The organism is Chryseobacterium subflavum, from assembly GCF_055762745.1.
Window position 1 is genome coordinate 1,972,714 of record NZ_JBVTMR010000001.1, and the last position, 20,761, is coordinate 1,993,474.

General features: G+C 37.0%; 19 protein-coding genes. All 19 read right to left on the reverse strand.

What is annotated here, in order from left to right:
* Positions 1-87 precede the first annotated feature (87 nt).
* The 19 genes from AC0INN_RS08755 to AC0INN_RS08845 all read right to left on the reverse strand — a co-directional run bounded on the left by AC0INN_RS08755 (position 88) and on the right by AC0INN_RS08845 (position 20,748).
* Complete coding sequence (locus tag AC0INN_RS08755) at positions 88-1,113, reverse strand: glutaminyl-peptide cyclotransferase (RefSeq protein ID WP_273648366.1); 1,026 nt, start codon at positions 1,111-1,113, stop codon at positions 88-90.
* Between the two features lie 186 nt (positions 1,114-1,299).
* Positions 1,300-2,322, reverse strand: coding sequence for a glutaminyl-peptide cyclotransferase (locus tag AC0INN_RS08760; protein ID WP_172278965.1), 1,023 nt, complete (start codon positions 2,320-2,322; stop codon positions 1,300-1,302).
* Between the two features lie 35 nt (positions 2,323-2,357).
* Entirely contained in the window at positions 2,358-2,741 is a 384-nt protein-coding gene (locus AC0INN_RS08765; protein ID WP_273648367.1) for a VOC family protein, read from the reverse strand.
* 57 nt (positions 2,742-2,798) lie between these two features.
* The gene (locus tag AC0INN_RS08770) at positions 2,799-3,227 is read right to left on the reverse strand and encodes an SRPBCC family protein (protein ID WP_273648368.1); all 429 of its coding nucleotides are present in this window, start codon (positions 3,225-3,227) and stop codon (positions 2,799-2,801) included.
* A 22-nt stretch (positions 3,228-3,249) separates the two neighbouring features.
* Positions 3,250-4,863, reverse strand: coding sequence for a Na+/H+ antiporter (locus AC0INN_RS08775; RefSeq protein WP_172278971.1), 1,614 nt, complete (start codon positions 4,861-4,863; stop codon positions 3,250-3,252).
* A 75-nt stretch (positions 4,864-4,938) separates the two neighbouring features.
* Positions 4,939-5,943: a bestrophin family protein gene (locus AC0INN_RS08780; RefSeq protein ID WP_273648369.1), complete on the reverse strand. Its 1,005-nt coding sequence runs from the start codon at positions 5,941-5,943 to the stop codon at positions 4,939-4,941.
* A gap of 10 nt (positions 5,944-5,953) precedes the next feature.
* Complete coding sequence (locus AC0INN_RS08785; RefSeq protein ID WP_172278975.1) at positions 5,954-6,628, reverse strand: DUF2490 domain-containing protein; 675 nt, start codon at positions 6,626-6,628, stop codon at positions 5,954-5,956.
* 29 nt (positions 6,629-6,657) lie between these two features.
* Positions 6,658-7,086: a nuclear transport factor 2 family protein gene (locus AC0INN_RS08790; protein WP_273648370.1), complete on the reverse strand. Its 429-nt coding sequence runs from the start codon at positions 7,084-7,086 to the stop codon at positions 6,658-6,660.
* On the reverse strand, positions 7,083-7,433 hold the full coding sequence (locus tag AC0INN_RS08795; RefSeq protein WP_273648371.1) for a DoxX family protein: 351 nt from the start codon (positions 7,431-7,433) through the stop codon (positions 7,083-7,085). Before AC0INN_RS08795 ends, AC0INN_RS08790 begins: the two co-directional genes overlap by 4 nt.
* A 265-nt stretch (positions 7,434-7,698) precedes the next feature.
* Positions 7,699-8,148, reverse strand: coding sequence for a VOC family protein (locus tag AC0INN_RS08800; protein WP_172278979.1), 450 nt, complete (start codon positions 8,146-8,148; stop codon positions 7,699-7,701).
* Positions 8,149-8,158: 10 nt separating this feature from the next.
* A complete protein-coding gene (locus tag AC0INN_RS08805) occupies positions 8,159-8,725 on the reverse strand; it encodes an SRPBCC family protein (RefSeq protein ID WP_273648372.1) in 567 nt (188 codons plus the stop codon).
* 8 nt (positions 8,726-8,733) lie between these two features.
* On the reverse strand, positions 8,734-9,105 hold the full coding sequence (locus AC0INN_RS08810) for a VOC family protein (protein WP_273648373.1): 372 nt from the start codon (positions 9,103-9,105) through the stop codon (positions 8,734-8,736).
* A 39-nt stretch (positions 9,106-9,144) separates the two neighbouring features.
* On the reverse strand, positions 9,145-9,615 hold the full coding sequence (locus tag AC0INN_RS08815) for a hypothetical protein (RefSeq protein ID WP_273648374.1): 471 nt from the start codon (positions 9,613-9,615) through the stop codon (positions 9,145-9,147).
* 131 nt (positions 9,616-9,746) lie between these two features.
* Positions 9,747-10,202, reverse strand: coding sequence for a DUF1569 domain-containing protein (locus tag AC0INN_RS08820; RefSeq protein ID WP_172278987.1), 456 nt, complete (start codon positions 10,200-10,202; stop codon positions 9,747-9,749).
* 209 nt (positions 10,203-10,411) lie between these two features.
* A complete protein-coding gene (locus AC0INN_RS08825; protein ID WP_273648376.1) occupies positions 10,412-11,617 on the reverse strand; it encodes an ABC transporter permease in 1,206 nt (401 codons plus the stop codon).
* Positions 11,618-11,680: 63 nt separating this feature from the next.
* Positions 11,681-12,637 (reverse strand): HlyD family secretion protein, encoded by a 957-nt coding sequence (locus AC0INN_RS08830; protein WP_172278991.1) that lies wholly within the window; start codon positions 12,635-12,637, stop codon positions 11,681-11,683.
* 19 nt (positions 12,638-12,656) lie between these two features.
* On the reverse strand, positions 12,657-14,066 hold the full coding sequence (locus tag AC0INN_RS08835) for a TolC family protein (RefSeq protein ID WP_306612759.1): 1,410 nt from the start codon (positions 14,064-14,066) through the stop codon (positions 12,657-12,659).
* Positions 14,067-14,322: 256 nt separating this feature from the next.
* On the reverse strand, positions 14,323-14,811 hold the full coding sequence (locus AC0INN_RS08840) for an ecotin family protein (RefSeq protein WP_306612761.1): 489 nt from the start codon (positions 14,809-14,811) through the stop codon (positions 14,323-14,325).
* Positions 14,812-14,853: 42 nt separating this feature from the next.
* Positions 14,854-20,748 carry an alpha-2-macroglobulin family protein gene (locus AC0INN_RS08845; RefSeq protein ID WP_306612763.1) on the reverse strand — a complete coding sequence of 1,965 codons (5,895 nt, stop codon included), beginning with the start codon at positions 20,746-20,748 and terminating at the stop codon, positions 14,854-14,856.
* Positions 20,749-20,761 lie beyond the last annotated feature (13 nt).

The window sequence follows — 20,761 nt, forward strand, 5'->3', positions numbered from 1 at the left end:
TGTTCTTTTACTAATATGATTTCCCGAAGGAATATGACCAATTTACACACTTTATTTTAATCGTGATTCAATTGTTATTATTTTAAATTATTTAATAGCAACCTCATAAATTTTGGGCCAGTTTTTTCCTGTTACCAACATATTATCACCTTTAAAGGCAATTCCATTTAAAACATGCTCAGTGTTATCTCCGGAATTTTCTGCTGTCAGTTGCGTAAAGTCAAATGTACCCACAACCTCTCCGTTCACAGGATTAATTTTTAAAATGATCGGTTTATGCCAGATGTTTGAATAAATAAATCCATTGTGGTATTCCAGTTCATTAAGCTGATCATACACTTCAGCGCTTCCTGCCACAGGCATTGTTTTTAATATTATAGAAGGATCATTTACATTCAGAAAATACAGGTTTTTTGAGCCATCTGTCGCTATCAGATTCTTACCATCATAGGTTAGTCCCCATCCTTCTTTCATCGCTGATGCCAAAGGAAATTCAGAAATCAGTTTCAGAGAACTTTTATCATATACAAAAACTTTTCTATTTCGGTAGGTTAACTGAAATATCTTATCTCCTGCAGTGGCACAGCCTTCGGAAAAAATATCCGCTGGTTGTTTTGTTACACTAACGGGTACGGTTCCACCCAAGTTATATTTTAAAAGCTTTGAAGATTTCTCCAACCCGACACTCTCGTACACCGTATTTCCTTCTAAGGTAAATCCTTCAATAAAGTTATCCGGATCATGCGGATATTCTGCTACAATCTGGTAGGACATCTGTTTTTCAGGATTTTTTGCAAAGACATTGATCGTAGCATCCTGATAGAGTGTTTTTCCTCCTTTTGTTTTAACAACATATGTAACGTCATTATCTCCAAGACTAAAAAAACGGGGATCAATAGTTAAATCTGAGGTTTCTTTATCTCCAAAACTAATGGTAACGGTTTCTGCATTTTCTAAAACCTCCGCAGGAATTTTCAGTTTATCATTATAATGATAACCTTTTTGCTCCATGGAAACGTTATAGTCATTTAAAGTATTTAAAATCTCTTTATCTTTATTACAAGACGTTAATAATACTAACGCCATAAGACCTGCTATCCGATTTACTTTCATTGACTTTCCAAATAATTCTCAAAAGTAGCAAAATTTATTGCTTTCTACTAATTTCATTTTTGACACAATACCCAGAACACGAATTAATCTCTATGAGATTTATCGGTAAGTTCCTTCTCTGCTTTCCATTAAAATAGCGCTCTTAAGGAGCGCTATTCAAATATAATTTTAAATGAGTTGTCTGTATTACTTAATGGCAACTTCATATATTTTTGGCCAGTTCTTTCCTGTTACCAGCATATTTTCTCCTTTGAAAGCGATCCCGTTCAATACATCATCACTTCCCTTGGTATTCTGCTTGGCAATATCTGTAAAATCAAATGTTCCCACCACTTCTCCGTTTGCCGGGTTTATTTTAAGAATAATAGGTTTCTGCCACACGTTAGCATAAATAAACCCATTGTGGTATTCTAATTCATTTAACTGATCATAAGCCTGTGAGCTTCCTGCTACAGCAATATATTTAACCAATTTTGAAGGATCTTTCGGATCAAGGAAATACAACAATTTACTTCCATCGGAAGCAATCAGGTTTTGTCCGTCATATGTCAGTCCCCACCCTTCTCCTAATACGTTCGGATATGCAAATTCAGATAAAAGCTTCAATGAACTTTTATCGTAGATATATCCTTTTTTGCTTTGCCATGTCAATTGATATACTTTATCTCCTACAATCGTACTTCCTTCGGAGAAGTCTTCCTGAGCCTGCTTTGTTGAAGCTAAAGGAGTTGTTGTGCCCAGAGTATACTTCAGGATTTGTGAAGACCCGTTTTGCCCATCACTTTCATAGATCGTGTTTCCTTCGATCTGAAATCCTTGCACAAAGTTGGCTGGATTATGCGGGTATTCCGCAACGATTTCATAAGAGATCTTTTTTTCAGGATTTTTTGCAAAAACATTGATCGTAGCATCCTGATTTAATGTTTCTCCTCCTTTTGTTTTAATATTAAAAGTAACGGCATTATCTCCTAATGTGAAAAATTTAGGATCAATCACAAGGTTTGAGGTCTCCTTATCTCCAAAACTGATGGTTACGCTTTCCGCATTATCTGCAACATCTTTCGGAAGTTCAAGTTTATCTCCGAAGTGATATCCTTTGCTTTCCATTGAATTGTTATAATCACTTAAACTATTCAATATTTTTTTATCATTGTTACAAGACGCCAACATCAAAATCGCCGCAAAACCAACTATTATATTTTTTTTCATTGAATTTCTAAATATTTCCCCAAAAATAGCAAATTTTATTCCGTTCTGCCAATTTGTTTAGCGGGTTGACCAAATTGTAATATGTACCCATTGTTATCATAAATAGCGAATTCCCGCATGTCCCATTCAAAGGTTTCTATTTCATAGCAAATTTCAGCCTTGTCTTTTAATTCTTCCCATAAATCATCTACACTGTCGACGTTAAAGTAAAATGAGCCGGTAAATCCTATTCCATTGAATTTTTCATGATCGTTAGGCTTCGAGAGCATTACCTCAACGTCATCTTTACGGATCGTTGCCCATTCCCATTCATCATTCCTTTCTACCAGGTTAAACCCAAGGATATGAAGATAAAAGCCAAGGGTTTCATCAAGATTTTGTGTCCAGAGTATGGGACGAAGAGAAGTATATTTTATCATATTTTTAATTTATAAAGCAAAACGCAAAGACACTCAATCTGCGTCTTTGCGTTTTTGTTATTTATTTTCCAGATAGGATTTCAGACTTTCTCCAACGATCACATTCCATCCCTTTGTAAAGTTTTCTTTTGAAAATCCCTCTCCCAGGTTTTTAAAGAGATCCGTGTTTTCATGAGTCAGCGTTATCACTGTTCCTCCATCTTCCGGCTGAAGTTCCCAGATCACTGTAGTTTCAGCATCGGAAAATTCGGGATATGACCATGTATGTTTGAGTCGTTCATTGATGGCAAAATCCAAAATACTTCCCTGATGGTGGTATTTTTTTTCATTTCCGGGTTCATAGAAATTAAACTGTTTTCCTATTTCCAATTCAAAATCAGAGATATCAAAATACCAGGATTTCATCTGATCTCTATCTGTCAATGCCATCCAGACCTTATCAGGTGAAGCATCCACTTTCTGTTGAACAATAATAGGTATACTCATGTTATTTTTTTATTTCTCAAATCTATCCGTGGGTAAACCCAGTAATTTTAGCTTCATCAAAATCCAGCTGCATTTCAATCGTCCGCATCACATGATCATCAAATATCTTTTCACGTTTCATACGATGCAATTCATTTCGCTGCGCCTGTATTACCTGTCTTAAAACATCCTTATTCTCGTTCATGGCAGAAACGTAATCTCCTGTAGAAGCCATACATTGGGCTTTATCTGCCATCATCATCATTTCATTTTCCAATTTATGTTTCTGATGACGTACAAGACTGTTTCTTTCTGCAAGATCTGAGAAATCAGTATCCAGTTTTTGCAAAGCGGTTTCTTTTAATTTTCTCATTAAAATAACCTCCTGCTTTTCTTCAGGTATTTCACTTCCTGCATCACTTATTTTCAACAACTTTAAAATAGGAGACAACAAAAGCCCCTGCCCCACTAAAGTAATTAAAATAATAACGAAAGTTACGAATAAAATAATATTACGATGTGGGAACGCATCTCCGTTAGGTAAAAATGCAGGGATTGACAATGCTGCAGCTAAGGAAACAACTCCCCTCATTGCTGCAAAGCTGATGATAAAGGGCTCTCTCCAATCCGGTTTGGGGACCTTCAGCCTCAGTTCTTTTGAACAAAGTCTTGGAAAATACATTAATGCGTAACTGTAGATAATTCTTGTGAGAATAATGGCACCACCGATCACCACACTATAGAAGATTCCTTCAGAGATGGTATAATCTTGCATTGCAGCAACTACTATGGGTAATTCAAGACCAATGAGGATGAAAATGATGGTATTCATCAAAAAGATAAGAACACTCCATACGTTACCCGATTGAATTCTCGAAGTATGGCTCAGATAACAATGAGAGTTATAAGACATCAGTAAACCTCCAGCTACCACAGATAATACTCCTGAAAAATGAAAATGTTCAGCACCAACATACATGATGTATGGGACAATAAGCGTGATAATAGTGTCTATATTGGAATTGGAAGGAATGATACGAAGTAGAGCTCCGAAGAGGAAACCTACCGCAATTCCTATCGCAATCCCTCCAATAGCCATAATGAAGAAATCCTGGACAGCATCTCTAAAGATAAACTGCCCCGAAATAACGGCCGCTAAAGCAAACTTAAATACGATCAAACTCGATGCGTCATTAATCAGGCTTTCTCCCTCAAGAATACTCGTAATCTTCTTCGGGATCTTCATATTTCTGAGTACCGATGTAGCTGCCACAGCATCTGGTGGAGAATTTACTCCTCCCAACAGGAATCCCATCGCAACAGTAAGTCCCGGAATGATTGATGATGATAGATACGCCACTACTATTGAAGTAAGGAATACCAGCCCAAAAGCCATCGAAAAAATCTGCTTTCTCCATTTATGGAAGTCCTGCCATGAGGTAAACCAGGCGGCTTCAAATAAAATAGGAGGAAGAAAAATAAGAAAAACCAGATCCGGTTCTATTTCAATGTGAGGCATACCCGGAATAAAGCTTATCAATAACCCTGCTATAACAAGGAAAATAGGATACGCTACTTTCAGCTTTTGCCCGATCATTACTAATATCATCACAGACAGCAATACTGCGATTGATATTATTACGTAATTGTGAATCATTTATTTATGATTTTATTTAATTAATATTAGGTTAGAAATCTAAATAAATTCTTTTGTCATTGTGTTTTTTATTTCCTAAAGAACAATATTATTCTTCGGACTTATTGGTAAAGGAAGGTTATGTTCATCCAGCATATCTCTCATATCGATCTCAATTGTCCGGCTGATCTGTGTGATAGGAACATCATTAGGACTTCCTTCAAAAGGATTTACAGAAGCCTCTCCCACACTATCCAGTGTATGAAAGCACCAGGTTACCAAAAGTGAAAACGGAATATTAAACCATATGGTAAACCCTTCTAATAAAGTTCCCTCTCCTAGTTTATCAAATTCTTTCAACAATCCGAAAGGAACAAAAACAATAAACAGCAGCAACAGGTAAGTAGTAATCGATGAAAAATTCCTGGGATATGGGAAGTTTTTTATTCTTTCAGCTTTTCCCTGATCATCGGTGAATTTTACCAGTTGCTGGTTGATTTGTGTCCATTGAAAATCATTAATCTCTCCTTTTGCATAAGCCTCCGACAGTTCTTTGCTTTGGGCAGCCATCAATTGTGTAGCCCTGTTCTTTTTACTGAGAATATAATGAAGTTCACTTTCAGAAAGATAAAGTTTCAGTTCTTCATCCAGCTTGGAAAGCCTTTCCGGAATGTCATATTTTTTTGAGTATTCGTCAAACTGTACCGTATTCATATTCTCCCATGCCCTTGGCTCCCTTAGTTGAAAACGTAATGCCGTTAACCATGCATAATGCCGTGAGAACATTTCTTTTACTTTAGCAGGATCTTTAGCAAAGAGCGAATCCCTGAGAATATATCCAAAACTCCGGCTGTTGTTAATAATAGAACCATAAATCTGCCTTGCTTCCCACAGCCTGCTGTAACTTGCATTATTTTTAAAACCTACAATAAAAGCTACCGCTGTTCCCATGATTGCAATGGGCTGCCAGGGAAATGAAACGAATGTTAAACCGAAATGATAAAGTACCGTAGGAATTGCTGCTAAAACGGCAAGGACATAGATACTTCTCCTTGTCCACATAGCAAATTCACGGGCTCCAAATCTTTTTCCTGAGTGCATAAATGTGTTTTTACTTTTTGTTAAATGGTATGTTGTTATAAAATCCGATCTGAATCTGCCCCCTGTTTCTATTCTCCTGGAGCTGATTCATATATCCTGCTTCGATTCTTAAATTCTTACTGATCACATATCCCAACGCTCCGTACACCCTGTTCCTGTCAAATACCGGGCTATCAAAGTGAAGAAAAACTTCATTATAGAGAGAAGCATAAAAAGTTTTCGGAAGCATTTCTTTATTATTGATCGGAATATTTAGCCCCAGGAAATAACGAAACCTCATTCTGAAATCCTCTTCAAGAAAGCGTTCTTCCAAACGGTAACGATGCTGAAGATAAAATCTTCCAAATTGTTGTTTGGTGATAAACTGCTGAAAAATCCTGTGTTCAATATTTTCTTTTTTCTCGCCGTTTACATAGGGCTGACTTAAAATAAATCCGTAACCTAATAAAACATTATTGTTATTTTCCGACAGATCGTATCCGATCCCTGTACGGATTAAAAGCTGCTCAAGATCTCCAACCGCATCAAAGTTACGATACTGAATTTCATTGTGCCAGTTCCATTTTTTATTGATTTTATTATTCCCGAAATACATATACCAGGCCCCCAAATCATTTTTCTGAGCAAATGAAAGTGTTGTTGCTAAAATAAAAATGACGAGGGATACCGACCTTATAATCTCCATACTAATCTTCTATGTTTATATTTTATTAATTAATTAGCCTGACCTATTTCCAACTTGTCAAACTTTCCATCACTGTTGATATTAAATTTAAAAAAAGTTCTGAAATCCCCCCAGCTTTCTGTGTGAAACCGTCCATAGATGGTTTTACCTTCATTTTCAATAGTATCAATCGAAGTAAATTTCTCGTGTCCACAAGCATCTTTTACGAATTTCTTAAAATCCCTTGGATTACCATCGTCATACAATTTAGCATCTGCAGTAAAAAAAGAAGTAAAAGTTTCCGCATCACCTTTTTGCCATGCATCAAAAGCCTTTTTTACCGTTTCATTTAATTTTGTTGTATCCATATCATTTTTTGTCTGTTGTTGAGTAGGGGTTATTTTAATTTTAACATCATTTTTCTGGGCACATGCGCAATACATGGAAAATACCGTCAGTAAATAAATAATTTTTTTCATGAGAATTTAAAGGGATAATTTAAGAAAATAATAAGAAGATTCAAACCCATGAATGGAAGCTCTATCAAAGCACCTTTTATATCCCCGTGAAAAAGCTCTAGTCCCATAATAAGCAAGATCGTTCCCGCCATTAAAAAATTCCCCCAGAAAAAAGTCTGTGGAATTACGATCAACACTGCACTGATTATGGTAATTATCCCCAAAACCATGACAGCGGTATTGTTCATTCCTATTCTGCCAAGCATCTGTAGCATTTCAGGTTTCCCGGAAACCATTGCTATACCTTGTTTAAAGCCCATATACACTGCAAAAACAATCAATGCAATGGTGAGTATTTTTAAAATCATATGTTGTGTTTTTAATTGTTAAAGTTTGTTGAGAAGGAACCTGATTTATCCGGATGGCACTTATTTTACCGCCAATATATCATAATTGTTAAATTCATCATCTTTTGTTTAATGGGTTTAAAGTTATGAATTCCTTATTTAATCTTCCGAAAAAGTGCTCTTTGTAAAATTAAAAAAACAGGAATGCAAATGTATAATAAAATGAAAACCGACAGGAATTCCTGCCGGTTCTTTTTAACTATATTTCGTATACAAAAAATGAATGTTACGGATGTACCTGAGCTTTAGCCGGATCATCATAATTTACCATCCAGTTGATTCCGAATTTATCTGTAAACATACCAAAATAAGCACCCCAGAAAGTATCTGCAAGTGCCATTGTCACCTGTCCTCCTTCTGAAAGTCCGTTGAATAATTTTGTAGCTTCTTCTTTTGACTCTGCATTAATGGAAACAGAAATATTATTTCCTGCCACAAAATGAGATGCCCATTCTCCGCCGGTGTCACTTCCCATTAAGACTGTTTCTTTAGAAATGGGTAAAGAAACATGCATGATCTTATCTTTATCTTCTTCCGGAGTTTCTTTTCCTTCCATTGGCGGCATTTCTCCAAAAGTTCCGATATAAGGATATTCGCCGCCAAAAACAGATTTATAGAAATCAAATGCTTCCCTGCAGTTCCCATTGAATGTAAGATAAACGTTTACTGTTGCCATAAAGTATTTTTTAAAATTGAGTTTGTCTGATGTTTGAAGGCTTTTCGGAAATTCTTTTCAACATGGAAAGCCCTTGCTCATAGTCTTTTCCAATGGCACCATCCATATTCATAAACAGCTTCATTATGGTAAAAGGGTATGGAATTTGGGAGTTGAACCCCCAGGTCACCTTGCTTGCGTTTCCTTCATGAGCCACTATAACATAAGTATCTGCTTCACTTTCGTAAGGAGTCATGAATTTAATTGAAGTATCTATTCTTTTTAGGGAAGGATCTACTTTTTTTATTTCCTGGCACCCTTTTCCCGCTTTATCATTTTTACTGCTCCAGCACATTTTTTCACCCGGTTGTCCTTCGGTTCCGGTCCATTCCTTTTTCATTCCTGCATCCAGCCTGTTCCATGGACTCCAGAGATCCATTGCTTTTAAAGTGTTGGTATTCTGCCATACTTTTTCTACAGGAGCATTAATTGTTATGGTTTTTTCATATTTGAAATCCCCGGAAATCAAGGCGGCTATTACCAACCAAACTATCAGTATTGCGGCCAAAACGATCATGGCCCATTTTAAAATCTTCATAGGTATTTCTATCTGTGCTGGTCTATTAAAATCATATTCCCATCGGGATCTTTTAGGAAGATATGCTCCGGTCCTGAGGTGGTTTCATCAGCCTCTTTTTCCAGATGAATATTATTTTCTTTTAAATGTTTCTGAATCTCACGCACGTCATCGAAAGATTCCAGATTCTCTGCATTTTCATCCCACCCCGGATTGAAGGTAAGCATATTCCCGTCAAACATAGCCTGAAATAATCCGATCAATGTACTTCCGTTTTTCATGATCAGATAGTTCTGGTCCATGTTTCCTCCCATAGCACTGAATCCCAGCTTTTCATAAAAGTCTTTAGACTTTTGAAGATCTTTTACACTTAAACTGAGCGAGAATACTCCTAGCTTCATATTTCTTATTTATTTTATTAACAAGTTTTATCTTCAGTTTTACTGATTGGTTATATGGGTTTTGAAGTCCATTGTTCCATCATAGCTTTTCCAGTCACCAATGAATTCGATATAAGGGGACTCAATTTTCTCAGTAACTTTATTCCACTTAAAAGTATAAACAAATTTACCTTTGAAAATACCGGAATGTTTGCCTTTATTCTCCTCTGCCAATTCGTATTCACCATACACAGTTCCTTTTCTTTTCGTATCCTTATATTTTGTAATCGTCAGATTTCCTTCAAATTTAGAATAGGTTTTATCCACTAAAGAATATCCGGAAACAAAATATTCCTGATCATTTTTTCTGTTTTGTTCTGAAATATTAATCTTGAGCTTTATGGCCTGTTTATCATTTCCGATGGTTCCGGAGTATGCTTTACTGTTGTTGAGCCATACATTTGAAATATTAGGCATCTGAGCAAAAGCAAAACCGGAAATAAGAATGAGGAGTAGTACAAGTTTTTTCATATTGTTTTTTGTTTTTAATTGAGTATTACGTAAGCAATATCAATAAAAGGAAATTCTGTGACAGCGTAGGGAAGGCCAATATTTCCTTGAGTAATTTTAACCTATCATTACAGGTTCTAACTCATCCGAAGTTATACTCCGAACTGAGCCAGGTGGTGATTTAAATGTTTCGCAAACATATTGCTCCACTCATGGGATTTTAGTTTACCAAATGAGAATGATTCTTTTCCATCGAAGGCTTCAGCTCCCAGTTGTTGCGTTTTTTGGATAAATCCTATCAGCCTCTTTTTTTCTTCTTCAAAATCCCTTCTTCCCACAATCATAAACTGGGGTGCAGTAGGAGAATCTCTGGGATAGGCTTTTTCACTAACGACTTTAGGTTTCACAAAATTTTTCAGGATAAATTTTGCTATAGCTCCGGGCTTCTTATGCTTCTCCGGTTCATACACCATCTCATAGGAAACGCAACAGTGAGCCAGCATCTGATCCACCATCATTTTTCCCCAAATACCGTGAGTATCTTCAATAAGATTATTGATCCTATTGATGTAATTCTGAGCAACTTTTGCATCAAATACGTTTTCCATTGTTTGTTAATTGTTCGGAAAACAAATATATCAGTTTTTTCTGATGATTTTATATCCTTTTTTAAAAACCGTAAAAACCCGGGCGATGATATATGGATACCGGGTCTGAGGTATAAGTTACGGGGTTACAAAGTACGTGGTATGGATTAAGTTTGGGATGCAACTGATGCGATGCACTTATCTGGTCAATTTTTATTTTGCTTAAAAATTTATCCGATTTCTTCGAAGGAATCTTCTTCTTTTGGATTCTCAGGTTTTACGTACCTGAATACCAGCCATAATTTGATCTTCAGGGCAATCCACCCTAAAAAAGCATAGACAAGTAGAAGAACCCCCAAATGCCTTAAATAGGGAAATGTAAGTTCTACCGATCCTTTTTGAATCAATAATATTTTGAAAGCCTGTAAGAATGGGGTTAAAGGAATAATATTCGCAATAAACTGTACAAAAGCAGGCATTGCATTCAATGGCCAGGTGAATCCGCTGATAATAAACGCAGGTGAAGCAATAACCATCAGAATTTGAGTTGCCTTCAAGGCATCCGGAATCAGGATACTGATAAAAACACCTAAGAAAGATGCTGAACTCACAAAAACAGAGGTCAGAACTATAAAATTAAAAATCCCCTGAGGCATAGGTACTTTAAAAATCATGTGCATAAAATAATACATTCCTACGATCAGTATAGAAAATATCCAGATCGGTATCACTTTGATCAGCATTGTAGGAAATGCCCATTTCCTCATTCCATAATATTCTTTCACGAAGGTTCCTCCCTGAAATTCTGCAGCAAAACTTACGGCCATAGCCAGCAATATCACCTGTTGTAAAACTACAGCCAACATGGCCGGCCACATGAAAATAAGGTAATTGCTGGTTGTATTGAAAAGGGTGATATAATTGGTTTTAAAGGGTTCAAACTGGGTAGCTGCCCTTGTTGCCGGCATTCCGGCTTTCTGAAGGGCCTTTATCGATGCTCCCGCAGAGAAAGTTCCAATCGTCAGCTGAAGGGCTTTTGTGGCAAAATTTGCTGTAAGAACGTTTCCCGTATTAATGTAAACATTGACTTCCGGATATTTTTTTTGCAGCATTCCAGCTTCAAATTTGGAAGGAATGATTACTACGGCTGCCGCATCATTTTTAATGACCTCATCTTTTATGCTTAATGGTTCCTGAACATACTTCAAAACCCGGATCCCTTTATTGTCCTGCAACATTTCCACCAGCTGATTCGACAACGGAGTATTGTCTCTGTCGATAACAATAACCGGCGTATGCTCTACTTTCCCGCTTTTGTATACAAAACCCAGCAATGTGGCATAGAATAAAGGCGCCACAAAGAATACGGTTCTTAAGGTGGAGTTTTTAATGAACATCTTAAACTCGCGCTTTAAAAGACGGAAAAATTCTTTCATTGTTTATATCTGTTTAAACAGCCTTATGGAATTTCAAAAATGCCATCGGACTGTATTTCATTATTATTTCAGGATCACATTGGCGTTGACGAGGATATTTTTAGCTTTATTCATATCCTTAGGTTTTACTTTGATCTCATAAATTGCATCCTGCAGCTGATAATCGGGATAGGCAGTAGTAATATCCGCATATCTTGTCAGCTGCTTAATATACAGAATAGTCCCCTCAATGTTTTCTTTATTATAAACGACCTGCATCGCAACGGTTTGCCCTTTTTTATATTTTGCTATTTCGCTCTCAGGAACGGTAAACCTGAAATACGTACTTTCGGGAATGTAACCGTTAAACAGAGCAAAACCTGCGGTCGCAAGCTCTCCGGCATTAAGGCTGATGGTTTCTATTTCCATGTCGTTTGTCGCAATAATGTAACGTTCAGAATAAGCAACATTCGCCTCCTGTAAAGCTCCTTTGGCTTGCGAAGCCTGTCCGGCAGCCATTTCCACTTTTTCGAAACGGGTTCCTCTTTTTACATCATCCAGTTCCGCGACTACAGCGTCATATTGCGCTTTGGCACCCTGTAATTTAGCATATACTTCATCATAAGCCTGCGGAGACATCAAACTATCCCTAAACATATTAGAGGCTCTTTTGAAAGATTTCTGTGCGAAATCATACTGCTCTTTTAATCCTTTATATTTAGCCTGAAGCTGTCTAAGCTGATCTGCGGTAGCTCCGTTCTTAGCCATTTGTTCCTGTGCCGTTGCTGCACTTACGGCTCCCTGAGCCTGTGCAATTTTTGCTGAAACTTCAGGAACATCAAGCAATGCCAGGGTATCGCCTTTTTTTACGGTCTGACCTTCTGTAACATAGATTTTGAGGATCCTCCCGGTTACTTTAGGAGCAAATGAAACAACATCCTTTTTGGTTTTTCCTTCCGAATCATTGAGGTTTTCTTTTTTCTGTGCACAACTTCCCAATAAAATCAGAAAGCCAAATAGTATAGAGATATTTTTTTGCATCATTTTAATTTTAGTGGGGTTAATACAATTTCGTGATATCCAGCTCCTGCGTGGACCTCATCAGTTCAATTCCCGCTCTGCGCTGGTTGAAAACCGCATTCTGATATTCAAGTTCCGCAACTTCAAGGTCACTTTCCGCTTCTATAAGTTGTGAAGATTTGCTCATCCCATACCTGAATTCTTTTTCAGCCTGTACAAGGGCATTTTTTGCCAATTCTTTTTCTTTACTTTTCAGGGTTATTTGCGCCGTGGCAATATCATAATTGGTTTGATTATTCGCGAGATTTAAGGTCAGTTTTTTCAAGGCATCTTCTTTTTTGTTTTGTAAAACTTCTTTACCTATCCGCGCCGTCTCTTCGGCATGCTTTCCCTCTCTTCCATCAAATATTTCCCATTTAAAACCTATACCGGCTGTAAATAAGGGCAGAATGTTAATATTCGTGGGCCTCCAGTCCAATCGCGCACCTTCATATCCAAGGGCAGGGATTGCGGGGATTACATTTTCAGATGTTTTGACTCTGCTTCCATATAGCCCGATATAGTATGCAGAAGCCATAAGCTGAACTTTTGGGATCATCCATGTTCTTTCTGCTTTAATTTTGTAATCCGCGGCTACAATTCCGTGATCCAATGCTCTGATTTCGGCTCTCTGCTCGATTCCATTTTCCCGGGAAAGCATTTCTAGAGGAGTTAAAACGGGTTCTATCAGGCGGAGCCGTTCTTTATTGATACCGGTTAAAATGTAAAGCTGGGTAAGAAGCAGCTCTTTTTTTCCTTCATACTCTACAATCTTAGCATCCAGGGTTGCTTGGGCAAGCTCTATCTTTTTATGATCGTAAGGTGTGATCAATCCGTATCCTAGGGCTTTATCGGCTGTTTTCCTGTTGATGTCCAGCCTCTTTTTACTTTCATCCAACACATTTTTAGACTGATGAATCAGGGCGAGCTGGTCGTATGCTTTAGAAACAGCAGCTACCACGTCATCCCTGGTCTTTTCAAGAAGGATATCCTCCGATGCTTTTTTCTCTTCAATCGCCTTTTTAAGATATTTCACTTTACCTCCTGAGTACACCAACATTTTGGCATCTGCCTTTGCAATACCCGAGAAACCGGAAATATTAAGGTTGTTATTATACCTTCCTTCAGGAATTGTTAAAAAAGGTTGTAGATTAATTTCAGGAGAAGTTAATCTTGCTGTTGCGTTCAGATAGCCGGCTTGCCCGCTTAATTCCAACGTCGGAAGGAAGATATCTTTCAGTTTATGACCGTCAAGATCGGTAAGTTTATTTTGGGTGATCTGCATTTTAAGATCCGAATCCCGAACCATTGCACTATCTAAAAGTTCTTTAAAGTCCGGCGCCAATTGTGCCCAACCAAAAGCTGGAAGTACAAAAAAACCAAGGGCAAAAATCAATAAATTGTTTTTCATGGTTCATGTTTACAACAAATATAATGCAAAAAAATGTTAAAACCCGTAGAATAATTCTCCGGTACAGTGAATTTAAAAGATGTTCAATGGTAATCGGCCTCCAACAGTATTTATTAAACAATTGTTTAAATATAGTTTAAGGGTAAAATAATTTTCTATAACCTGTCTCAAGATCCTTCCTATAATCCATTCTTTTTAGTGCTTCACAAAAAAACTCCTCAGAAAACTGAGGAGTTTTATATTTAGAAGTTGGAAATTACTTTTGAACTGCTTTCTTCATTCCAGCGTCCGGACGTAAAACCCTGTAACGTACTTCCAGGTCTTTAGGTACATAAAATACCAAAGGTAATTTACTGTTATAGCCTACAATTTCCGGTTTGATATAAATAAACTTTTTTGTTTCCTTTTTATTTAAACATCCCTTTAAAGTTCCGGCCGTCTCTCCATTGGATTCTACTTCATAATAGTTGTAGCCCCATCCCTGAAGATCCTGAGATTTTACGCTCCCCATCATAAAATAGTTATTACAATCAACCATTTTCTCCTTACCCACAAAATATTCAACTTTCAGATCTTTTTCATTTTTAGCGACAGGCAGCTGAATGTATACCTGCTTGTATCCGTCTTTAGCCTTTGGGAACATTTCAATTTCCAATTTTTCAAACTTTTCAGCTTTCTTTTGAGCAAAAGCATTTACTCCAACCATCATGACTAATCCCGCAACTAGCGTCTTTGAAAATTTCATATTTTTTGTATTTATTTTTTACTGATTCTCTAAAGCCAAAAATCATTCCAAAATTTGAACATTGTCTCCTTTTGTATGAGCATTCATCTGCGGAGCATAGTAATTCTGCATCGTTGTAGTACCATTTGAGAACTTTCCGGATGCATTGGCAACATAATCATACTCAAATACATATTTCCCTTTGGGCATATATTGAATATAAAAATTTGTGGACGCATCTTTAGTAGATTGATAATATCCTAAATTATTTTTCCACTGATATCCGGATAATACATTAAGAGGCTCAAATCCGGCTGCTCTCATATCTTTTATATGAATATACTCCATCGCACGGTCGGTATTTAAAATCATTCTTACTGTTACTTTATCCCCTACTTTCAGTGGTGTTCCCACAGCTATTTTCTGTAGCTCTTCACCATTTACTGTTTTCACTTTTTTATAAAGCTCTTTGGTAACGGAGATATAATTTTCTGATGATTTTATTTTATCCAGATCTTCATAATATTGCCAGAACAATCCTCCCTGCACAATTCCGGGACCCGGCTTGGTAACGGTAACCGTACTCAGGCTTTTGTCTACTGCATCCGTTTTCACGGTTGACTTTACATACCCCGTTGCCTGTGTTTGCGGTGCCAGTTCTTTTCCGCCCCAAATAATGGTTGCTTTATCACTTTCAGCACCGGTCCATGATTTTCCTGAATTTAATATCGTGAAAATCACTTCTGAAGTACCCCTTGAGCTTCCCCATGAATTAACTTCCTTCTGTGTTACCAGCCAGATCTTCATATCTTCAATGAACTTCTGATCGTTCGGTTTTAAGGTATTAAAAGCTTCTAATGCACCGGCATGGTTCACAACTTTTGAACTGAACCAGCCCCACTCATTAAGATTCTGCTTCCAGTACACTCCCTGGGTTTTGGTATCTGTGGAAGTTTCTTTAAGATAGGTCATAAGCTTATCAGAAGTTTCCTTCATTCCATAATCGTTCATCAATAAAGCTGCCCGGTGAAGTCCGAAGAATGTAAAATCAGTGATTTTTGCAGTTTTTGCTTTTTGTTTGACCAATGATTTTAAAGTTGCCCCTTTTCCTTTCAGAGGATATTGTTTCTCCCAATAGTTACGAGTGTCCAGATAATCCAGGATCCAGTTGTTCCAAACATTTTCTTTCGTATCCACATATTTATTGATCTCGTTATCTACATACTTTATCAATTGGGTTACCATTTCATTTTGTGTTGAACTTTGATAATCCTTGGCATTACCTTTTAACCATAAATTAATTTTACCCAGATTTTTAAGAATATACAATGACACTCCGTAAGAGCTAGGATACCCTGAATACCATGAAAAGCCTCCATCCGGATTTTGCAGTTTTTTGAAATCATCCCAATCCTGATTGATTGAATTTTTCATTGTGTTGGCATCAAACAATAATGCAAGCTTTTGCATCTGCTCCTGCTCATTTTTACTTTCCAGTACCCATGGAGTTTCCTCTAATAGTAACTGCTTTAATTCCTGATTTTTTTCAAGGTTAGAATTCAATAATCCTTTGTTCTGATATTCTTCAAAAATGGTTTTCATCTTTGGGTTTGCTTTGAAAATTTCAGATGCCAAAACATCAGCAAACCATTTATTAAAGATTACATCAGCTGAACTGTTCTGATCATTTTTCAGGCTTGGAAGGGCAAACATAATTTCCCAGATCGGATTGGTTGTGAGCTCCAGTGTATTTGAAACATTCGTTATTGTTGCTGAATTCGCATCTTTAAGATGATCCAGAACAAAAGTTTTAGTCTCTCCTTCTTTTACAAAAACAGGGACTGCATCTGTTACCAGCATTCTGTTCGGTAAAACAGCAATTGCCTGCTGCTCCCCGTCTGAGAAAGAACCTGCTTTAGCCACTACTTTAAGGATAATAGATGAAACATTATCCGGAACCTTTACTTTCCATGTTGCAACCGAATTTCCGTTTTCACTTACATCAAAGTTCTGGGTTCCCGCATTCAATCCGAATTTTGAAGAAATGTCTTCATTAGTAAATGCATCCAGGATTTGTAAAACAGCAGAACCATTTAATCGCTTATCCGTTAAATTAGAAAGTTTTGTCTGAAGGTTTAATTCATCACCTTCTCTTAAAAACCTTGGATAATTTGGAGTTACGGAAAATTCTTTCTGTGTAACTACTTCTTTCTCCAATGTCGCCGACCTGGCATCTTTTGTGTGAGCCAGGAACATAAGCTTCCATTTCGTAAGCGCTTCCGGAGAAGTAAATTCAAAATTCACATTGCCTTCTGCATCCGTTTTCAGATCCGGATAGAAAAACGCTGTTTCATTCAAATTTTGTCGAACCGGAACTTTTTCCAGAGATTCTTTTGACTGTCCACCTTCTTGATTACTTGTTCCTTTACGAACAACAACGACTTCATTTATTTCAGCCATCGCATCTGCTGCAACTTCCTTAGCAGCAACAGCCGGGGCTGGTAACGCTTTACTGTAAGCAGCATTACCCCTAATTCTTATTCCACTTGCTCTTCCTTCAAGACTCTGAAGAACAGCACCATCATAATAAAGCGAATTGTCAAACCAGTTAAATACCGGTACTTCCACATATTTACCATTCATATATTTCAGTCTCTTCTGATAATATTTTTGCAGAAGATTCTCCCTGATATCGTAAGAGGTTATGATGGTATACGGAATATATAATTTTTCCCAATCGAAGCTGTTGGCTGCAAACTGATCAAGAGACATATCATACATATTGGCCAGAACCTCAGCATTGATCTTCTCCTTATCATTTCCTGAAACTTTTACAGACCATTTCTCCTTTACATTAGGCTCCAGTTTATCTCTGAAAGTCACCGTCTCTATTTTAAGAGGCTTTTCAGAGTCCTTAATTTTTAAATTGACAGATTCAGTCTGCACATCATTAAATGCAACAATCTGAAATTGAACATTTAAAACAGATACACTTTTATCTTTAGGAATATCTGCTGAATACTCCAGCATTCCGTTTTTCAGCTTATAGCTTTCAGAAAGAGTGCTTCCTGACCCATTCTGAACAAATACATTGACTATGGCATCAGGAACAGCCGAGTACACATAGATCTTTGCTTTTTCACCTCTTCCCCCTTCATTTTTAGGTCCGATAACCTTTAGGAATGTTTTCTGACCGGGCTTTAACGCTCCTTTATCCCAAACACTGAAATTCTGTACGGATTTTATGGTATCTTTTCCTTCTATATTATACAATTCCAGCTGGTAATCCCCTGTTTCCAGTTTACCCAGTTCCAGATTGGTTGCCAATTGTTTCTGATCTCCAGATGGTTCCTGTGTTTTGGTAAGAACCACTTTTCCGACTTTCCAATTCTTTAATTCATCATTTTTGTCAAATAAATCATGTGGAAATTTCTTAATGAATTCCTCTTTGCTCAATTTGGGCTGATTCTGAACTTCTCTCAGGAAATTATCCCTGAAGATCCTGTCCGGAGACTCCAGTTTAGAAAGCTTTACCTGATACGATTTTTTAAGATCCTGCTCGTTATAGTTTCTTGTCTCTACTTTCACTTTTACATTCTCATCCGTAAAAGCATTATTAATCTCATCTGCCTTGATATAATGGGATACGGAAGCTACCTTCAATTGTGTATTCGCCGTCTGCGTTTCTCCGTTAATATCCGTTACAGAAGCATTGATCTCATAATTATCGATCTGGATACCTTCCAGTTTTTCATCTTTTTTAAGGTCAAGGCGGATAACAAACTCTCCTTTTTCATTTGTTTTTGCTTCACCCAGGATTGAATTTTCATTATCATCCCCTTCCGGATACCACCAGAAATATCTCCAACGGATGTTGCGTTTTTTGATTTCATAACTCACCGTAGTATTGCTTAAAGCAACACCGGAAAACATCGCTGCCTTTCCTTTGAGTTCTATAGTCTGGCCGTATTTATACTCATCCTTTACAGGATCGAAGGTTACCTCAAATTTTGGTCTCTTATATTCTTCTACCCTTATATCTTTATATCCCTGCGTATTGCCGTCGGTATTCAAATAGAACACCCCATTGAGTTGTCCTTTCGGTAAAATAAAGCTTCCATGATATGATCCGAATTCATTGGTTGTAAAATTTTGTGCAGAGACTTCTTGACCATTGGTATCCACAAGCGTTATTTTTTGTTTCAGGCCTGATACCACCCCTTCCGTTTCTTTATCAACCTTTGTATTGATCACTTTAAAATAGACTGTCTGACCGGGTCTATAAATTGCACGGTCTGTAAAGATCTGAGCTTTCGAACGGACCTGCTTATTAGGATCATAATTGGAATAATCATCATTCCCATACACCTGCATGATTTGATAATCTTTGGTTTTTGGCTGCTGTATCAAAAATGTCCTGTAGTAATCCTTACTTGATGTTGAAGGAAATTTGAAAACACCTTTATCATTGGTTTTTCCATCAACTTTATTTAAAGTTTTATTGGCTACAAATTCGTAGAATGTAAGATTTTCATTAGCTACAGGTTTTCCGTTTTCGCTGTTTACCAGTTTCAATTCGTTTGAAAGTTGATTTCTGTCTGTTTTCGACTGGTAGATCACCTTGTTGTTTGAAACCAGAAAGTAAAAATTCTGTTTGGCATCATTATCACTGGCGCCAGCCCCTGCAACAAGATACTCAGCAACGTATATACCGGAAGGTAAAGGCTGAATTTCCACTGAGGTTTTATGCATCTGGTAATCTTTAGGATCCGGAAGCTGATAGCTTTCTTTTCTTACCAGGCTTTTTTTCACCTGTCCAAATGTATTTCCATATGAGTTCCTGATATATTGCATGAAAGAAGTAAAATCATCTTTTACTTCGTAAATATTCAATGAAAATTCTGAAACGTTTTTATATTCAGCAACCAGGTGGATAGGAAGATTGGCCTGGGTTTGCTCTTCATATTTGAGAGTAAGATTCGGATTAAGAATCTGATCTTCTTTATTTTTTATATTCTCAAGAAATGGAGATTTTGGATACTGGCTTTTTGCCTGGGCAGCAACTGCTAAAGCTTCTTTTGCTTGCTTTTTTATCAGGTATTCATTCATGATCCCTTCCATGATCAATACCTTATAATCTCCTTCGGTATCAGTCTTCAAAAGATTCTGAAGTTGCACCAGTTTATCTTTGCACTGATTGGCGTCACAGTTTTCAGAAAGCGTCTGGTGCATAAAATACAACTTTGCATTTCCTTTATTCTGTGCAATTAATTCATCAAAAATTGTATTGATCTGAACCCTGTTTTCGGCAAGCTCATTTTTTGTGAAAATTTCGTTATCCCCCAGAAAGTTGATTTTCCTCAGAGAATACCAATCCCACAATGTTGGAAAATAGATAATATCCTTAGTATTTGAAAATGCACTTTTATATTTATCCAAAGAGATTTTTTTCATTTGCTCTTTCTGTTGGTCAAGATCTTTGAAGTTTTTCGTCAGATAATTTTTAAAATCCAGCTTGCTCCAGGTTTCAATCTGAGAAACGTCCTGAGAGTTCAGGTTCGTCCGTCCATTAATTTCCCAGGAATGCCGTTTATAATAATCCTGAAAAAAACTACTTAAGAGTACATCATACACCACCCTTTCATCACCTTTCAGCTGCTTTTGTGTATCCTGAAGCTTACCGAAGAATTTAGAAGCGGAATTATTCTGATCATCGTCAGTCGTTTGATTTACAATACTAAATTCTGCTTTGAGGGATCTGATCAGCTGCAGTGTATTATTTTCTTTCATAGCTTGTTTTTGTATGTCTAAAACAATGGGAAGATTCGATTTGTACGCTCCTTTCTGGCTGTTGTCAGCAATTTTTTTCCACTGATCGTCGTAGTATTTCTGTGCAAAAACTGCTGAGAAATTCAGCATTAAAAGCAAAAGCATAAAAACCTTGGAAAATCTTTTCATAAATGTTATTTTT